This window comes from Limnoglobus sp., assembly GCF_059499385.1.
On record NZ_JCABYM010000081.1, the window covers coordinates 115,067 to 132,873 of the forward strand.

General features: G+C 67.4%; 16 protein-coding genes. 11 read left to right on the plus strand and 5 right to left on the minus strand.

Going from position 1 to position 17,807, the window contains the following annotated elements:
• Nucleotides 1-87 precede the first annotated feature (87 nt).
• Complete coding sequence (locus AC5JJ2_RS14925; RefSeq protein WP_495858802.1) at nt 88-687, minus strand: TIGR03000 domain-containing protein; 600 nt, start codon at nt 685-687, stop codon at nt 88-90.
• A gap of 128 nt (nt 688-815) precedes the next feature.
• Entirely contained in the window at nt 816-3,353 is a 2,538-nt protein-coding gene (locus tag AC5JJ2_RS14930) for a serine/threonine-protein kinase (RefSeq protein ID WP_495858803.1), read from the minus strand.
• 356 nt (nt 3,354-3,709) lie between these two features.
• Here AC5JJ2_RS14930 and AC5JJ2_RS14935 point away from each other — a divergent pair, with 356 nt between their 5' ends.
• From AC5JJ2_RS14935 to AC5JJ2_RS14970, 8 genes are all read left to right on the plus strand, one after another.
• Nucleotides 3,710-5,200, plus strand: a complete 1,491-nt coding sequence (locus tag AC5JJ2_RS14935) for an ABC transporter permease (RefSeq protein ID WP_495858804.1) — start codon at nt 3,710-3,712, stop codon at nt 5,198-5,200.
• A gap of 90 nt (nt 5,201-5,290) precedes the next feature.
• Nucleotides 5,291-6,019, plus strand: a complete 729-nt coding sequence (locus tag AC5JJ2_RS14940; RefSeq protein WP_495858805.1) for an ABC transporter ATP-binding protein — start codon at nt 5,291-5,293, stop codon at nt 6,017-6,019.
• Between the two features lie 60 nt (nt 6,020-6,079).
• Nucleotides 6,080-6,313, plus strand: coding sequence for a DUF2281 domain-containing protein (locus tag AC5JJ2_RS14945; protein WP_495858806.1), 234 nt, complete (start codon nt 6,080-6,082; stop codon nt 6,311-6,313).
• The gene (locus AC5JJ2_RS14950; protein ID WP_495858807.1) at nt 6,310-6,696 is read left to right on the plus strand and encodes a type II toxin-antitoxin system VapC family toxin; all 387 of its coding nucleotides are present in this window, start codon (nt 6,310-6,312) and stop codon (nt 6,694-6,696) included. Before AC5JJ2_RS14945 ends, AC5JJ2_RS14950 begins: the two co-directional genes overlap by 4 nt.
• 76 nt (nt 6,697-6,772) lie before the next feature.
• Nucleotides 6,773-7,627: a branched-chain-amino-acid transaminase gene (ilvE, locus tag AC5JJ2_RS14955; protein WP_495858808.1), complete on the plus strand. Its 855-nt coding sequence runs from the start codon at nt 6,773-6,775 to the stop codon at nt 7,625-7,627.
• 120 nt (nt 7,628-7,747) lie between these two features.
• Nucleotides 7,748-8,596, plus strand: coding sequence for an ATP-dependent sacrificial sulfur transferase LarE (larE, locus tag AC5JJ2_RS14960; RefSeq protein ID WP_495858809.1), 849 nt, complete (start codon nt 7,748-7,750; stop codon nt 8,594-8,596).
• A gap of 9 nt (nt 8,597-8,605) precedes the next feature.
• Nucleotides 8,606-8,863: a hypothetical protein gene (locus AC5JJ2_RS14965; protein ID WP_495858810.1), complete on the plus strand. Its 258-nt coding sequence runs from the start codon at nt 8,606-8,608 to the stop codon at nt 8,861-8,863.
• 126 nt (nt 8,864-8,989) lie between these two features.
• Nucleotides 8,990-10,285: a hypothetical protein gene (locus AC5JJ2_RS14970; protein WP_495858811.1), complete on the plus strand. Its 1,296-nt coding sequence runs from the start codon at nt 8,990-8,992 to the stop codon at nt 10,283-10,285.
• A 123-nt stretch (nt 10,286-10,408) separates the two neighbouring features.
• Here the strand turns inward: AC5JJ2_RS14970 and AC5JJ2_RS14975 are convergent, their stop codons facing one another.
• The gene (locus AC5JJ2_RS14975; protein WP_495858812.1) at nt 10,409-12,130 is read right to left on the minus strand and encodes an arylsulfatase; all 1,722 of its coding nucleotides are present in this window, start codon (nt 12,128-12,130) and stop codon (nt 10,409-10,411) included.
• A 75-nt stretch (nt 12,131-12,205) separates the two neighbouring features.
• On the opposite strand from AC5JJ2_RS14975, the gene AC5JJ2_RS14980 reads away from it, so the two are divergent.
• The 3 genes from AC5JJ2_RS14980 to AC5JJ2_RS14990 all read left to right on the plus strand — a co-directional run bounded on the left by AC5JJ2_RS14980 (nt 12,206) and on the right by AC5JJ2_RS14990 (nt 15,586).
• The gene (locus AC5JJ2_RS14980; RefSeq protein WP_495858813.1) at nt 12,206-13,528 is read left to right on the plus strand and encodes a sensor histidine kinase; all 1,323 of its coding nucleotides are present in this window, start codon (nt 12,206-12,208) and stop codon (nt 13,526-13,528) included.
• Between the two features lie 244 nt (nt 13,529-13,772).
• On the plus strand, nt 13,773-14,090 hold the full coding sequence (locus tag AC5JJ2_RS14985; protein WP_495858814.1) for a hypothetical protein: 318 nt from the start codon (nt 13,773-13,775) through the stop codon (nt 14,088-14,090).
• Between the two features lie 125 nt (nt 14,091-14,215).
• Nucleotides 14,216-15,586, plus strand: a complete 1,371-nt coding sequence (locus AC5JJ2_RS14990; protein WP_495858815.1) for an MFS transporter — start codon at nt 14,216-14,218, stop codon at nt 15,584-15,586.
• Between the two features lie 231 nt (nt 15,587-15,817).
• Here the strand turns inward: AC5JJ2_RS14990 and AC5JJ2_RS14995 are convergent, their stop codons facing one another.
• Nucleotides 15,818-16,732, minus strand: coding sequence for a TIGR03943 family putative permease subunit (locus tag AC5JJ2_RS14995; protein WP_495858816.1), 915 nt, complete (start codon nt 16,730-16,732; stop codon nt 15,818-15,820).
• Between the two features lie 33 nt (nt 16,733-16,765).
• Nucleotides 16,766-17,800, minus strand: coding sequence for a permease (locus tag AC5JJ2_RS15000; protein WP_495858817.1), 1,035 nt, complete (start codon nt 17,798-17,800; stop codon nt 16,766-16,768).
• Nucleotides 17,801-17,807: the final 7 nt, after the last annotated feature.

The window sequence follows — 17,807 nt, forward strand, 5'->3', positions numbered from 1 at the left end:
CTGGTTGCGGACGGTACGGGAACCTTTCGGCGAGTTCGTCCGAGCCGCTGCAACGCTCAGCAGACGGCACACAGAGTGTGCCTACTACTATTTCTTCGTCTTGATCGTCACCTCGCGGGGCTTCGGGGCGAGCGGCCGTGGCGGCTCGACGGACGGCTCGTTCGGCCGCGGCTTCTCCGGTTCCGGCCGCGGCTTGTTCCGACTCGGCGACGGCGGGTCCGGTCGCGTGTCGGGAACTTGCGGCTTCGGTTTCTCGTCCCGCTTCGGCGGCTCCGGCTCCTTCTCCGGCGGTTTCGGGTCGGGCTTCGGTTCCGGCTTCTGCGGCTCGGCCGGCTGTTCCTCCTCCTCCTCGCGGGGCGGCGGCTTCACGACCGTCTCGCCCTGCATCATGTCCACCGAGACGGTCGTGCCGGCGGTCAGCTCGACCAACTTCCGCTTCGTGACTTCCTCGCCGAACCAGGTGAACGTGGCCTCGAATTGGTAGCGGTACTTCGGGCCGACCGGCAGCTCCGGGGTGACGAACTGCCGCACGCCGGTCATCTGGTGCGTGGGGCGGCCGTTGATCGTGAGGGTCGCGCCGACCGGGACGGTCACGGTGACGAGCGTGGTCCTTCCGGCCGCGAGGGCCGCCCCGCCGAACGCGGCCACCAGCACCGCCGCGAGCGCGGCGGGGGCTAACGTCTTCATGTGTCGGTCCCGGTAATCTGCGGCAACTCTGCCACTGTATTGAGATGATTATCCCCCGCTCCGGAAGGCCGGGCGAGGGAATCCCGGAAACGGCCGCCGGGGGAGAAGTTGCCCATTCCCCCGAACCGCTATCGCCGCCCGAACCGATACCCGATCAGGGCGAGGACGGTGCCGAGCATCGCCCCGACGTGGAAGTCGCGGATCGGATCGACGTTCGGGATGTGCGCCAGCTTGTGGGCGAAGACGGTGACGGCGGCCCCGAGGATGGCCAGCACCGACATCCAGTGGCCGCGGTAGAACACGGACGTGACCAGCAGGATGCCCGCCCAGCCGACGGTCGCGTTGTCGATCCACGCGGTCAGCTCGAACGGCACGCCGTCGAAGACGAGCGGGAGGTTCCCCCCGGTCGCGCCGGCGAGGACGTGGTTCTGGACCGCCCAGGCGGCGCAGCCGGAAAGGAAGATGATCGCGAACGTCAGCCGGACGTGCGGCCCGCAGAGCAGCCAGACGGCCCACTCCATGATGTCGATCCGCTCGCGGGTCGGGGCGGCGGGCTGGCCGTTGATGAGCCGCCGCATGACCTCGACCGTGCCGGACGCGCCGGTCGGCTCGCCGTAGGCCCCCTTCGCCCGGCGGACGGTCTCCGCGTCGCGGATGGCGCTGACGTTGCGGAGCATCTCGTCGGCCGCGTCCTCGGCCAACCGGCGGGCGCGGCGGTTCGCGACCCCCTTCGCCAGCAGCCGGTCGGTTTCGATCTGCACGAACAGCTTCCGCTCCCGCTCCCGCTGCCGCGACTGTTCGATGCGGTTGATGACGTGAAGAATCGGCTCCCGCCACCCGGCGTGGCACTCGCGGTAGCCGGCGCACTCGCCGCGGAGGTGCGTCCGGGCGGTCAGCTTCGCCTCGAAGCCGAACAGCTCCTCGAACAGCTCCTCCCAGTTCCGCCCGGCGTACTTCGCCACGAACAGCCGGACCTGGTCCTCGTCGAGGCCGTCCGCCCGCATGCGGCGGAGGAGCCGCTCGCACGCCGTCACGACGCCGCCGCGCTCTTGCTCGACGCTGCGGTCCAGCCCGTACCGCAGGGCGAACGCCAGCGCCGTCCCGATAAGGCCGAACCCGGTCCAAATCCAGAACAGCTTGAGCATCCAGAGCAGGATGGCGAACAGCACGACGCACCCGCCGAAGACGAGCCAGTCGCCGACGGTGAACCCGGCGACGAGGTGGCGGACGCGCACGAACAGGTAGGTTCGCCGGGCGAGGCCGTTCACCACGAAGTAGACGGCCGCGGCCTGCAACACCATCCCGGCGAGGCCGAACGCCCACCCGAGCCGGCCGAGGAACGTCAGCACGACCGCGGCCAACAGACACGAGGTAAGGAAGCCCGTGAGGACGCGGGTGCGGAGCAGGATCGACGGCGAGTAATTGAACTGATCGACGGCCTGTTCCAGCGTCGCGATCTGCTCCTCGCGGGCCGTCACCGGCGTCGTCGTGTGGATGCCGAGCCAGTGCTCCAGCGTACGGACGAGTTCGCCCATCGTTTGGAACCGCTCGCCGGCCTGCTTCGCCATCATCTTCTGGATGACCGACGACAGTTCCTTCGGGACGCGGGCCGCGATCTCTTCCGGCGGGATCAGCGGCTTGTAGGCGTGGGCCGTCATCAACTCGACGGCCGTGTCCCCCTCGAACGGCTGGCGGCCGGTGACCATCACGTAGAGCGTGCAGCCGAGCGAGTAGATGTCGGCCCGGTGATCGACGTTCGCCGCGTCCCGGCACTGCTCCGGCGACATGTACGCGGGCGTGCCGAGGGCCATCCGCGTGCCGGTCATGTCCGGCGGGATCGTGTACAGCCCGCTGTTGGAACTCGAGTCGGAATCGACCTTGTCCGCGTCCTGCGTCAGGTCCGGCGTCTTCACGAGGCCGAGGTCCGCGACCTTCACGAGGCCGTTCCCGTCCACCAGCAGGTTGTCCGGCTTGATGTCCCGGTGGATCATGCCGCGGTCGTGCGCCAGTTTCAGCCCGCGGGCCGCTTGGAGGATGTACCCGACGGCCTTCTCCGGCTCGACCTTGCCTTCCGCCCGGATGAGGTCCGAGATCGACCGCCCGGCGACGTACTCCATGCTGAAGAACTTCGTCCCCTCGACCTCGCCGATGTCGTACACCTGGACGAGGTTCGGGTGGTTCAGCTGTGCGGCGGCGTAAGCCTCCCGCGTGAACCGGGCGACGAACACCGGGTCGTCCGCCCACCGGCGGCTCATGACCTTCAGTGCGACCGGCCGGTCGAGCGAGAGCTGGCGGGCGAGGTAGACGGTCCCCATGCCGCCGCGGCCGAGGACGCGGTCGATCTGGAAGCCCGGCACGACCGGGCGGACGCTCGGCCCCGGCGTGAGCATCGGCTGGGCGTAATCGTCGGCCGTGTCCTTCGCGTTCGCGACGTGCTTCCCGTAGGTGATCGGCGTTCGGGTCGAGGGGTCTGCGGCGACGGCGACGTGCGAGGACGACACCGCGAACCGGGAGTCCCGCGAGTTCGCGGCATCGACCTTCGTGATCTTCTCGCGGCTGGCCGACGGGAAGAACCGGTTGCACGTCGGGCAGCGGTGGAAGGGTAGCCCGTGGGTGGACAGTTGCCCGGTGTGCTGAGCCTGACAGTGTGGGCAATCAATCGACACTACGGCGTCCCCGGCAGTGGCCGACAATTGATCCGGCAACCCGTCGCCGCCCTTGACGGCAGGGTGCGACGGCGATCAACCCTAGAGCGCCACCGAGGGGTTGCGACGATTTTCCGCGAAGTGCCGACCGTTCCGGTTGTCCCGATGTCTGAATTCCCAACCGCCGCGCGAGCCGAAACGGGCGGCATTCAACCTGGAACGATTGGAGAAGCGGCTCGAGGCGTTCGAGAAGTTAACACCGTTCGCCGGCGGCCTGAACTCTCAGGCCACGCGACGAAGGAACTTCGGCTTTCGCCGATTTCCCGCTTTTGCTACAAGTCCCGTGTCGTCGCACTCCGCCGCGCACGGGCCAGCCCATGTACAAGTTCTTGCTCTGCTTCAAGTACCTCCGGACGCGGTACCTGGCGTTCGTCTGCATCGTCAGCATCATGCTCGGCGTCGCGACGCTCATCGTCGTCAACAGCGTGATGAGCGGGTTCTCGAACAAGCTCAAGGACCGGCTCCGCGGCGTGTTGGCGGACGTGATCGTCGAGACGGACAACTTCGCCGGCTTCCAGATGCACCCGGAGTTGCTGGAGGACCGCATCCGCCGGTCGCCGGCCGGGAAGTACGTGGAGACGGTCGCCCCGACGGTCGAGGTCGTCGGCACGGTGCAGTTCAACTTCCGCGGCATGAACGTCGTGAAGCCGATCAAGCTGATGGGCGTCGATCCGGCGCGGCAAACGAAGGTCGGCGGGTTCGGCCAGTACCTGACGCGGCAAAAGGGGGCGGCCGTGCCGTCGTTCGACCTGACGCCGGAGGCGCAAGAACTGTTCAACAAGAACATCGCGCTCGAAGCGATGATGAACGACCCGCCGGTCCCCGACCCGATGGGGGCGAACGGCGACTTCCTCGGCAAGGGGCCGGACATCAAGGGTGACGGGAACGCGATCCCACTCCCGCCGGTCCCGATGCCGGAGCTGCCGAAGGTCGAGCCGGCGAAGCCGATCGGAATCATCGTCGGCCACTCACTCGCCCACTTCCGGTACAAGAACCCGGAGACGGGGCACGTCGAGGAAGTCCCCGGCCTCCGGCCCGGCGACCACGTCATGATCGCCACGCTCGCGGCCAACGAGATGCGGCCGGTGTGGGGCACCTACGTCGTGGTGGACTACTTCAAGTCCGAGATGAGCGAGTACGACAGCCAGTTCATCTACATGAACCTGCCCGACATCCAGCGGCTGCGGCGGATGGACGAGCGGGTGACGCACCTCCAGGTCAAGCTGAAGGACGACGCCCCGAAAGGCTACATGTTCGTGAAGCCGAACGTGTCGGACGAGATTCAGAAGCTGTTCGGGAAGTACGAGGCCCGCGCGGCGACGTGGGAGGACCACCAGGGGCCGCTGCTCGCCGCCATCGACATCGAGCGGGGCATCCTGAACCTGCTGCTTTTCATGATCGTCGGCGTGGCCGGGTTCAGCATCCTGGCCATCTTCACGATGATCGTGTCCGAGAAGATCCGCGACATCGGCATCCTGAAATCGCTCGGCGCGTCGAACCGCGGCGTCATGGGCATCTTCGTCTGGTACGCGATCCTCCTTGGCGTCGTCGGCTGCGCGGCCGGGACGGTCCTCGGCCTGGGGATCACGGAAAACATCAACGAGATCGAGACGTTCATCAATGAGAAGACCGGGCAGCAGCTGTTCGACCGGTCGGTCTACTACTTCGACAAGATTCCGACGAACGTGGAAAGCGCGACGGTCGTGCTGGTGAACGCCGGGGCGATGTTCGTGGCCGTGTTCTCCAGCCTGCTGCCGGCGTTCCGGGCGGCCCGCCTGCGGCCGATCCAGGCGCTTCGATTCGAGTAACGGACGTGGAACCCGGAGCGGCAGCGACGGGGTGATGACGACCGCACCCCGTCGCTGCCGCTCCGGGTTCCACCGCTTCAGGGGCTTCCGATGCTGACCGCAGAAAACTTAACGAAGACGTACCGCCGCAACGCCGACGTGGTGAACGTCCTCGGCGGCGTCTCGCTGACCGTGCGGGACGGCGAGTTCCTGAGCATCGTCGGGGCGTCCGGGTCCGGCAAGAGCACGCTCCTGCACGTCCTCGGCACGCTCGACGTGCCCGATTCCGGCACGATCAGCCTCGACGGCAAGCGGATCGACCACCTGCCGAACCGGGACCGCGATGCGATCCGCAACCGGACGTTCGGGTACGTGTTCCAGTTCTACCACCTGCTGCCGGAACTCACCGCCCTCGACAACGCGCTGATGCCGGCGTACATCTTGCAGTCGTTGCTCGGGTGGATGCAGTCCCGCAAGCAGTGGCGGAAGCGGGCCGAGGAGCTGTTCGAGCGGGTCGGGCTGTCCCACCGCAAGACGCACAAGCCCCGCGAGTTGTCCGGCGGGGAGATGCAACGGTGCGCCATCGCGCGGGCGCTGCTGCAACGGCCGCGAGTGCTTCTCGCCGACGAGCCGACCGGCAATCTGGACGTGCAGAAGGGGAACGAGATCATCGACCTACTACACGACCTCAGCCGCAACGACCGGGTGACGATCGTGATGGTGACGCACAACCTGGAAATCGCCGGCACGACCGACCGGGTCGTCCGGCTGTGCGGCGGCCGCGTGGTCGAGGAGCGCGGGCCGACGTTTCGCCCCCGGCTGATGACGGCGGCGGTGTGAGGGGCGAATTCCCGCGAACCGTTCCGCCGGTCAGCTATCCTGGACAGTGGAGGTTCTGCCATGTCCCGCACGCTCCCGATGGTGGCCGCACTGCCGAAGCTGGCCGAAATCGTCGAGGGCATGTCCGCCGGCGATGAACTGGTACTTACTGCCGACGGCGTGCCGGTCGCCACATTGACCCGCGCCCCGCGGACGAGTTGGCCCTGCCAGCCGGGGTCGGCGAAGGACCGGTCCTTCTGGATGGCCCCGGACTTCGACGCGCCGTTAGAGGACTTCGCGGAGTACATGGAATGAGGCTGCTCCTGGACACACACACGGTCCTCTGGTTCTGGTGGAACGACCCGCAGCTCAGCAGTAACGCCCTTCAACTCATCTGCGACCCGGCCAACCGAAAGCTCGTGAGCGTCGCGACGCCATGGGAGGTGGCCATTAAGGTGAGCCTCAAGAAGCTCACCATTGGCGGCCCGTACCAGGGCTTTTTCCCCCAGCACATGTTGCGGAACAACTTCGAGTGGCTGGACTCGAAGGACGGTCACTTCGCCACGCTGACGGCGCTCTCCTTCCATCACAAGGATCCGTTCGACCGGCTGCTGATCGCCCAGGCCCAGTCCGAGCAAATCCCCATCGTCAGCGCCGACCCCGCATTCGACGCCTACTCCGTTTCGCGCCTCTGGTAGCCGTGTTGTCCGGTTCCGCCGGGGCGAACGACGCCATACAATCCACATACCCGACCACCGTTCCCGGAGCCTTCGGATGTCCACCCGCGTTTGGATCAACGGGCAGCTCTTCGACAAGTACGACGCGAAGATCAGCGTCTACGATCACGGCCTCCTCTACGGCGACGGCGTGTTCGAGGGCATCCGCGTCTACGCCGGGAAGGTGTTCAAGCACAAGGAACACATCGACCGGCTGTTCGAGTCCGCCAAGGCCATCGCCCTCACCATCCCGCTGACGCCGGAACAAGTGACGAAGGCCGTCGAGGACACGGTCGCGGCGAACAACAAGGTCGAAGGGTACATCCGGCTCATCGTCACCCGCGGCCCCGGCAGCCTCGGGTTGGACCCGCGGAAGTGCGAGCCGAACGTCATCGTCATCGTGGACGACATCAGCCTTTACCCGAAGGAACTCTACGAGAACGGGCTGGAGATCATCACGTCGTCGTACACCCGCAACCACCCGAACGCGGTCAACCCGCGGGTCAAGTCGCTCAACTACCTGAACAACATCCTCGCCAAGATCGAGGCCATCCGGGCGAATTGCCTGGAGGCGATCATGCTCAACCACAAGGGCGAGGTCGCCGAGTGTACCGGCGACAACCTGTTCATCGTCAAGAACGGCGTCCTCAAGACGCCGCCGAACGACGCCGGGATTCTGGAAGGCATCACCCGCAACTTTGTCATCGACCTGGCGAAGCAGGCGAACGTCCCGTTCGCGGAATCGGTGCTGACCCGGCACGACGTGTACGTCGCCGACGAGTTGTTCCTGACCGGCACGGCAGCGGAGGTCATCGCCGTCACGAAGGTGGACGGCCGCACCATCGGCGGCGGGAAGCAGGGGCCGGTGACGAAGCAGCTCCGCGAGCTGTTCACCGCCGCCGTGCGGAAGTGACCCTGCCAAACTGACATGCTCCGCCGCCACCGCCGCCACCGCCGCCACCGCCACGGGGTGGCCCCCGTGGCGGAATCGCCACCTGGGTTGACGCGACACCTATAATGTCTTTTTGTTCACATGACACCCGAACTGCAAGAACACCGTGACCGCCTGCTCGTCGCCCTCGGCGGGATGGGCCGGGCCGCGGTCGCGTTTAGCGGCGGCGTGGACAGCACCGTCGTCGCGAAGGCGGCCGCCCTCGCCCTCGGCGATAACGCCGTCGCCGTCACCGCCGACTCCGCGAGTGTCGCCCGGTCCGAGTTGGAAGAAGCGAAGGAACTCGCCAAGCAAATCGGCATCCGGCACGTCGTCGTCCGCACGGCCGAGTTCGACTCCCCGGCCTACGCCGCCAACGACGGCACGCGGTGCTACCACTGCAAGAGCGAACTTTACTCGCGGATCGAATCGCTGCTGCCGGAGTTGGGCGTGAACGCCATCTGCTCCGGGGCGAACCTCGACGACGCCGGGGACTACCGGCCGGGGTTGACGGCCGCCGCCGAGCATCACGTTCGCCATCCCCTTCAAGAAGCGGGGTTCACGAAGCAGGACGTGCGCGACCTCGCGCGGCACTGGCAGTTGCCGGTGTGGGACAAGCCGGCGTCGCCGTGCCTGTCGAGCCGCCTCGTGCCGGGGCTGGCCGTCACGCCGGAGCGGACCGGGCGGGTCGAACGCGCGGAAGCGTTCCTCCGCACCCTCGGCCTACGGACCTGCCGCGTGCGGTATCACGAGGGCGACCTCGCGCGGATCGAAGTGCCGCCGGACGCCGTCGCGATGCTGGCCGAGGACGGCGTGCGGGACCGGGTCGTGCGGCAGCTGCTCGATTCGGGCTTTCGGTTCGTGACGCTCGACCTGCAAGGGTTCCGGTCGGGTAGTATGAATGAACTCATCTCGTTGGACGTGAAGACGCGGTTCGCCCGCGCGACCTAGGGACCAGCCATGACACCCCTGCCGGCGGCGCAAGCCCTCGACCAATTCTTCCTCGAAGCCCGGTGCAAGCTGCTCGACCTGGCGGCCATCCTGGACCGGATCGACCGCGGGGAGAACGCCGCCGCAGCGGCGACTGACCCCCGCGTCGGGCGGATTCGGGAAGCCTTGACGATTCTGCTGAACAAGCCGGCGGCCCGCGCGGAACAGATCCAACAAGTCTTCTCGCAAAGTTACGACCCGAGCTGGAAACGCCCCGACCCGCGGTGAGGCGTGTGCTAGGAAGACGTTGGCCCGCCGCGACTTGGGGATCGTTCACGGTCGCGGATTGTTGGTATAACGAGCGTGTCCGTAGTCCGTCCGCGACCCCTCGCCCCCACCGAGGTCAACTTCACCATGCCGATTAAAGTGACCTGCAACCAGTGCGGCGGTATCCTCCACGCCCCGGACGACTCGGCCGGCAAGCGGGGCCGCTGCCCGACGTGCGGGACGGTGCTGACCATCGCCGGCGAGTCGGTCGGGCCGGCCCCGAGCCAGTTCGGCGCGCCGCCGCTGCCGCGGCCGGCCACCCCGCAACCGCAGGCGGCCCCGGTGTCGAACCCGTGGGGGAGCCTGCCGAGCGTGCCGGACGACAAGCCGCTCGGCGGCCCGGCCGGGCCGCCGAAATCGACCTACGACATCGCCCGCGACCCGCCCGCGCCGGCCCGCCAACCGGAGCCGGCCCCGTCCCCGCGGGGCAGCCGCGTCCCGCCGGACCCCCGGAGGAACGCCGTCTCCGACCCGTTCGCCAAGCCCGGCAAGCCGCCGGCCGACGACCGCGCCGTCACCAACCGCGGGTGGCTGAAAGTTCGCCGCGGGTTGGGCTGGATTCGCACGGCCGTGTTCTTCGCGCTGCTCGGGGTGCTGGCGTACGCCGCCGTCCCGATCCTCCAGACGTTCGACGTGAAGTTGCCGGACCAGACGCCGGGGTTCTTGAAGATCGACGGCTACTCCCAGGTCGAGGAAATCCGGTTGCTCGGGGCGGTCGGGCCGCTCGCCCTGGCCATGCTGTGCGGGCTGATCGGGCGGTTCGGCGTGTCCGCCGCCCCGACCGCGTCCGGCGCGAAGGGCACGGCCGTCTTCTCGTCGCTGGCGACGCTCGTGGCCGTCGGCGGGTTCGGGGCGTTCGCCGCGATGACCGGGCTGGCGATGAAGGACAGCGGCCTGATCCCGCAACTCACGCCGGGGACCGGCCGCGCGGCGGCGGGGGCGACGGTCTACGACCAGATCGAGGGGTACGTGAAGGGCGTCTTCATGACGCCGGAGGAGACGCCGGGCAAGATTCAGGGCCTCGGCTTCGTGGCGTTCCTCGCCTTCGGCCTGCTGGCGGAGGTCTGGTTCGTGGCGACGCTCGGCCGGATGGGGGCGGCGCTGCAAAGCCCGCGGGCCGCCGGGCGGACGAACCGGTTCGTGATCCTCGTCGGGTTGCTGTTCGCGGTGAAAGTCTTCTTGCTTTTGGCAGCCCGCGTGTTCTTCAAGGACGAGTTGCACGAGCACGTCTGGTCGAAGTGGGCGGCGGTGGAGGAGAAGTGGAAGGTCGTCGGCGTGTACGGCGGCATCGCGTTCGCCGGGCTGGTGTTGGCGTTCTGCTACTGGCGGATGATCGGCGGCGTCCGCCACGCGATCCGCGAGAACGTCGATCCGGCGGGGTGATTTGTAGGGCGGGTCAAGGCTTTGCGCCGACCCGCCGTCGCGTCTCCGGCCGGTTCATCGGTTCTCCAGATGGTTGCGGTCCCGCGGCGGGTCGGCGCAAAGCCTTGACCCGCCCTACAGAACCTACTTCCCCTTGTACGTCACCTCCAGGTACTCCGGCCCCCACACCTTCTCCTTCAGCATCACCCGCGGCTTCAGCGTCGCGTTGCCGCGGGGTAGTTCCAGCGTCACCGACCGCGACCGCTGAACCGCCGGCCCGCCGAACCCCGCCGCCTGCTCCCCGACGGCTAACCCGCCGCCGGTGAAGTCCGACTTCGACCGCAACGTGAACTCGTAGGCCCCGGCCCGCTCGACGAACACCTCCCACTGCCCGACGCTGTCGGGCGTCCACCCGGCCTTCTCGCCCCGCCAGTCCTGCCGCGTCAGCCGCACGAACGGAGCCTTCTCGCTTCCGATATAACTCCTCACCGGGTCGAACCCCTTCTTCGTCACGTCGGCGAACCACGCCTCGTACTCGGCTTTCAGCTTCGCCACCTCGTCCGGCAGCTTCGCCGCGAGGTCGGTCTGCTCGAACGGGTCGGCCGGGATGTCGAACAGTTCGTACTTCGGCTGCCACTTGTCGCCCGGCTGCACGCCCGCGGCCTGGACCAGCTTGTACCGCGGCCCGCGGGCCGAGAACGCCCGGTACTTCTCCGGCGCGTCCCCGCGGTGCCACTGCGAGAAGATCGTCCGGCCCGGCCACTCGGCCTTCTCGTCCCGCAACAGCGGCGACAGGTCGCGGCCGTCCACCGGGCCGACCGGCTTCGCCTCGGCAAGCGCCAGCAGCGTCGGCGTCACGTCGATGTGCGCCGTCGGCACGTCCACGGCGTGGCCCGCCGGGAAGTTCTTCGGCCACCGCACGTAGCACGGCACGCGGAGGCCGCCCTCGTAGACCGTGCCCTTGCGGTTCCGCAACCCGGAATTGAACCGCGTCCCGCCGGGGCCGTTGTCCGTCAGGAAGATGACGACCGTGTTCTCGGCCAGCTTCTTCTCGTCGAGTGCCTTCAAGAGCCGGCCGAAGTTCGCGTCGAGGTTCGCGATCATCCCGTAGGCTGCCGCAATGTCCTGCGTGTTCGTCTTCGGCCCGGTCCACGGCTGGCCGACCTTCGGGAACGCGGCCGCGGACAGGTCGAGCTTGCGGTACGGGGCGGCGTCCGCGTCCGGGACCTGGAACGGGCCGTGCGGCGCGTTGTACGCGACGTAGGCGAAGAACGGCTTCGACGGATCGGCCGTCAGGAACTCGACGGCCGCGTCCGTGAACACGTCCGTGCAGTACCCCTTCGTCTTCACCTCCTTGCCGTTCCTCGTCAGGATCGGGTCGAAGTACGCCGTCTTCGGGTCCAGGTCCGGGTGGTCGGACGGCTGGGCCAGGCCGCCGCCGTGACTCCAGAGCGTCGTCCCGAACCCGCGGTCCTCCGGCCGGAGCGGGTAGTTGTCGCCGAGGTGCCACTTCCCGAAGAGGCCGGTCCGGTAGCCGGCCGTCGCGAGCTGCTCCGGCAGCGTCGGCACGTCCGGCCGCATGAGCGACCGGCCGATGAACGTGTCCACCACGCCGGTCCGGTAGTTGTACTGCCCGGTCAGCAGGGCCGACCGCGTCGGCGAGCAGACCGGCGAGACGGTGAAGTTCTTCAGCCACACCGACTCTTTCGCGAAGGCGTCGAGGGTCGGCGTCTTCAACACGGGGTTACCGTGGACGCCGAGGTCGCCGAACCCCTGGTCGTCGGTGATGACGACGAGGACGTTCGGCCGCTCGGCGTGGGCCGACGACGCGAACACGAGCGTCAACAGTGCGAACAGGCGGCGCATGGCTTTCCCTCCGGGTTGAAGCCGGATTATGCGTGAACCGCGGGCCGAAGTCGAGGGGGCCGTTACTTTATCCCCATGCGCCTGAGCCTCCGCCACCGCCTGTTGATCCCGCCGGCCGTGCTGCTCGTCGGCACGGCCGCCGCGACGTGGTGGGCGGCGACCCACGCGGCCGCCGCCGTCGAGCGGCAGATCGCGGACAAGATTTCCGCCGTCGGGCGGAGCGTCGTCGGCCCGCCGACGTTCCGACTGACCGACCCGATCCTGCGGCAGATGCGCGAACTCACGGGCGTCGAGTTGGTGCTCGTGCAGCCGGCCCGCGAGGCCGTCTCGACGCTCGACCCGCCGCCCCCCGACCTGACCGCGGACGTGGTTCGCGCGAACGGTCGGGAATTCCGCCTCTCGAAGATTCCGATCCGCCCGCCGCACCCGAACGAGGGCGGCACGCTGTACGCGCTCTACCCCGAAGCCCAGCGCCGCGCGGCCGTCCGCGAGGCGGTTCAACCCGCCCTCTGGCTCGGCGTCGTCGGCGGGCTGGTGACGTTCGCGCTACTGTTCGTCACGTCCCGGCGGCTGGTCGCGCGGATTCGCGCGGTCGAATCCCGGACCCGCGACATCGCCGACGGCCGGCTCGAACCGATCCCGCTGCCGGCCGCCGACGACGAGGTCCGCGACCTCGTCGTGTCCGTCAACGAGATGTCCCGCAAGCTCGCGGAGTACCAGACGGCGCTGCGGCAGACGGAACGGCTCCGCGTCCTCGGCCAGTTCTCCGGCGGGCTGGCGCACCAACTCCGCAACGCCGCCGGCGGGGCGCGGCTGGCCGTGCAGCTCTACCTCAACGAGTCGCCGCCGGGGGACGTGGAGCCGCTGAACGTCGCCCTCCGGCAACTCGCCCGCATGGAGACGAACCTCCGGCAGTTCCTCGACCTCGGCCGGCCGGACGACCACACCCTCGAACCGCTCGACCTCGTCGCCGTCCTCGACCAGGCGGTCGAATCGCTGACGCCCCAGGCCCGGCACACCGGCACGAAGCTCGTGTGGGCGAAACCGGCCCACGCCGTCCCGATGACCGGGAACGCGGTCCAACTCGGCCACGTTTTCACGAACCTGCTCAGCAACGCCGTCGAAGCCGCCGGGCCGGGCGGGGCAGTCGAGCTGAAGGTCGATATCTCGCCGGCCGGTGTCCGAATCACCTTCAGCGACACCGGCCCCGGCCCGCCGCCGGCCATCGCCGCACGGCTGTTCGACACGTTCGTGACCGGTAAGGAACACGGCGTCGGCCTCGGGTTGGCGGTTGCGAAGCAAGCCGTGGACTTACACCGGGGCCGAATTTTTTGGGAGCGGATAGAAGACCGCACACATTTTGTTGTGGAGTTGAAACAAATCGCGGAAGCCGGGTGAACGACGCAAGGTGAGGGTCTATCATAGGGTATCATCTGGTGGCGAGTTCGTTCGACGTTTAATTCTCCTGTCCGTCATTGAAGTCATTTTCGCCCGTATCGCTCACGGTCGAAGTTTTTACCCAAGCTGTAACGCCGAACCAGTTTCCCAGGTTCTTTTTCCGTTTTTTCCGTGCATCCGAGGTTTGCTGACCTAGCGTTGAGCATTGTTGCTACGCGTCCCCAGACCCGCGTGGAAGATAGCCATGATCGGCCTTACCCTTCTCGCCACGACCGCGTTCACCTTGGCCGCCCTCGCGATCTTGTGCGCCGTCGCCACCCGCGACTCCGCCCTGATGCCGGCGACCGTGAACCCGTTCGTCCCGACCCGCTTGAGCGACCCGGCGGCCGACACCCTCCCGACCGACTGCCACGCGGCCGCGACCCTCGCCGGCGACTGGCAGAGCCAGGAGTTCAAGACGCTCTGCGAAGTCGAAGACATGCTCGACTGGCTGGAGAACCACGACGTTCGCCAGACGGAGCTGCAAACCCTCGACGGCACGTTCGTCGTCCGCTGGCGGTGAGCCGGTAAATCCAACACGATTCGCGCGACGGCCGGGTTCTCCCGGCCGTTTTTCGTTGCCACGTCTCCGGCCGCTCCTTACATTCGTGAACTATCCCCATCGGTTCACCCCGGAGCCACCCCGCCATGACCGCCGACCCCGCGGCCGCGCCCGCCGGCCTCAAGTTCAAGCTCGCCCTGATGATGTTCCTGCAGTTCTTCATCTGGGGCGCGTGGTTCGAGCTGGGCTTCGACTACATCCCGAAGCTCGGGTTTAACGGCGACTGGCAGCTCCCGCTCATCTTCGGCGCGTTCAACGTCGGGGCCGTGGTCGCGTTGTTCTTCAGCACGCAGTTCGCCGACCGGAAGTTCGCGGCCGAGAAGTTCGTCGCGTTCAGCCACCTGATCGGCGGGCTGGCCATCGGCGGGCTGTATTTCGTTCGCCCGGACCCGGCCGACAAGGCGGCCGTGGACGCCGCGTTCTGGCCGTTCTTCGGGCTGATGCTGTTGCACTCCGTCTTCTACGTGCCGACGATCTCGATTACGAACTCGATCGCGTTCGCGAACCTCCGCAACCCGTCACAGGAGTTCGGCCCGGTCCGCGTGTGGGGGACCATCGGCTGGATCGCGGCGAGTTGGCCGTTCATCTTCCTGCTGGCCGACTGGACGAAAGTGCAAGCCGTGGGCGAGGCCGGGGTCGGGAACTGGCTCGGCCAGGTGTTCGGCAACTCGCTGGACGGCGCGGCGGCGATGAACATGAAGGCGTACATCTTCGCCCTGGCCGGCGGGGCGTCGCTGTTGCTCGCGGTGTTCAGCCTGTCGCTGCCGCACACCCCGCCGAAGCCGGCGACCGGCGAGGACTCGCTCGCCTGGCTGAAGGCCATGAAGCTGCTCAAGCACCCGTTCGTGCTGGTCCTGTTCCTGGTCACGTTCATCGACGCGGCCGTCCACCAGAGCTTCTTCTTCTGGACGTTCACGTTCCTCGGGCCGGTGAAGGACGGCGGCGTGGTGGACATCCCCGCGAACTGGGTCGGTGCGGTGATGAAGATCGGTCAAATCGCGGAAATCCTGACGATGCTCGTCCTCGGCTACGTGCTGAAAGGCCTCGGCTGGCGGACGACCATGACCATCGGCGTCCTCGGCCACGCGGCCCGGTTCGCGGTCTTCGCCTTCTACCCGGAGAAGGAGGCGGCGATCCTCATCAACATCGTCCACGGCATCTGTTACGCCTTCTTCTTCGCGACCGTCTACATCTTCGTGGACGAGTACTTCCCGAAGGACGTGCGGAGTAGCGCCCAGGGGTTGTTCAACGTCTTGATCCTCGGCGTCGGACCGTTCGTCGCGAACTTCGTCTGCGGCCGGCTGAAGGAGAGCAACACGATCGACGGGAAGATCCAATACCCGGCCGTGTTCCAGGTGTCGATGATCGCGGCGCTGGTCGGGGCGGTAATGTTGGTGCTGTTCTTCCACCCGCCGAAGAAGGAGGAGGCGGTGAGCGAACTGGCGGCGACGGAGTGACCGGTTTTCACCCCGAAGGGGTGGGAGCGTTCAGCCCAGGGCAAGGGCCGCAGGCCCGCCGCCCTGGGTAGGAGAGCCACGGAGGTGCAGGCTGAAGGCCTGCGAGCGGCAACCTCCCGCGCGCCGGCCGGCTCCCGCGGCCAGGGCGTTGCCCTGGGCTGGGCGCTCCCAGGCTTTCAGCCTGAAAACCTTGTTGCGGCACGCCGGCCAACCTCCGCGACGGGGAGGCGATTACTCCGGCTGGACGCCCTTCGTCTTGATCCCCTTCATGTCCGCCTTGATGAGCGGCAGGTACTCTGTCGAGCCGGGGATTTGCACGAACTGGAGCTGGCCCGTCACCTCGACCCACTGGTGATCGACGACCGCGGCCATCGCCGTGTCCGTGACGATCCGGGCCTTGAGCGGGATCGTGTCGGCGGCACAGCACGTCATCTTCAGCCGGTAGAGCGTCGCCTCCTTGTCGCTCAGCTTCCGAATCTGCCCCTTCACCGTGGCCGTCTTGCCCTCCTCGGACTCCCGCTTGTCGGCGTTGTTCGCGAACGCATTCAGCTCGTCGAAGCTGAACTTCCGCCCGCCCTCCTTCGCCTTGACGTTCTTCAACTCGCCGACCGCGCCCTGGTCGTTGAGCTTGCCCTCGACCCAATCCTTGCTGAACCCCTGATTCGGCTGGCCCCACACGAACAGCACGATCGGGAACAGCAGCACGACGGCCCGCCAGTACACGCCGCCGTGGCTGTGGTCGTGATCGTGCCCGTGGTGGTCGTGCCCGCAATCCTTGCCGTGGTTACAGTCCTCGCCGTGCGCGTGGTCGTGATGATGGTGGTGCTGCCCGGCTTCCTTCCACAGCGTCAGCACGCGGATCAGCGTCATGAACAGCAGCGCGATCCCGGCGACGAGCACGAACGCGTGGAAGTCCGGGCTGAGAATGATCGTCAGGATCGACGGGTTGGCCGGGTCCGTGTTCCGGAGCGCCGGGACCGCCAGCGCGACGGCGACCGTGCCGAACGCCCCGCAGACGCCGACGGTGAAGAGGTTTTCGAGGTTCTCGTCGCCGTGGTCGTGGTGGTGGTGATGCCCGTGGCCGTGGCCGTGGTCGTGCCCGTGCGAATGGGCGTGGTCGTGGGTATGCGCGTGTGCGTCGGCCATGATCGTCCTCCGAATCGCCTGTGAGGTCGCCCGTCAGTCCTTCACCGTTTCCGTGACCGCCTGCGAGCCGATGGCGGTCGGCGTCGGGGCCCCCGCGGGCGCGAACCAGTGGCCGGTCATCGGCTTGTACGCGTAGTGGACCACCATGCACCACGCGAACACCTGAATGATAACACAGGTGACGATGGTGAGGATCAGCCGCAGGCGGAAGACGCGGGTGTACATGAGCAAGAGCTTCAGGTCGAGCATCGGGCCGAGGACGAGGAACCCGAGCTTCGCCGAGACGTGCATCTTCGTGAAGCTGGCCGCCACGAACGCGTCGGCCTCGCTACACAAGCACATCAGCACGGCCACGCCCATCATCAGCGGGATCGCGACGAACGGCTGCTCCTGCGAAATTTTCTCGATCACGTCCCCTTGCAGGTACATCTTCGCCACGGCCGCGAGGATCGCGCCGAGGATTAGGAAGACGGTGATGTCCATGAAGTCGTGCAGGGCCGTGGACGAGATGTTCGACAGCCGTTTCAACAGTGACTTCGACTTCGCCGGCCCGGCGGCCTCCTCGACCATCGGCAAACTCGACGGGGCGGCGGACTTCGTCACCAGCGCGGCCACGCCGGTCCGCTTCGACAGGCCGTAGACGACGAGGCCGGTCGTCGTCGCGATGAGGAAGCCGAGCAGGCCGCGGAGGATGACCATGTCGTACCCGATCTTCACCCCGTCGATCTCGTGCGTTTTGAACGCGTAGTAGGTACTCAACAGCACGACGACGTTCAGGATCGGCCCGGCGAGCATGTACGCGATGCAGCAGGACAGCGGCAGCCCCTTCTTCAAGAGCCGCCGCATGACGACGACGATGCCGCACTCGCACATCGGGAAGATGAGGCCGAGGACGCCGCCGACGGCCGCCGACGCGAGCGGGTTGGCCGGCATGAACTTCGTGATCCACTGCTGCGGGAGCAGCTCTTCGAGAATCCCCGCGACGACCGCCCCGAGGACGATGAACGGCATGGCTTCCCAGAGGATCGAACTGAACGTCAGCAGGAAGTCGCGGATCTGATCGACCACGGCTCAC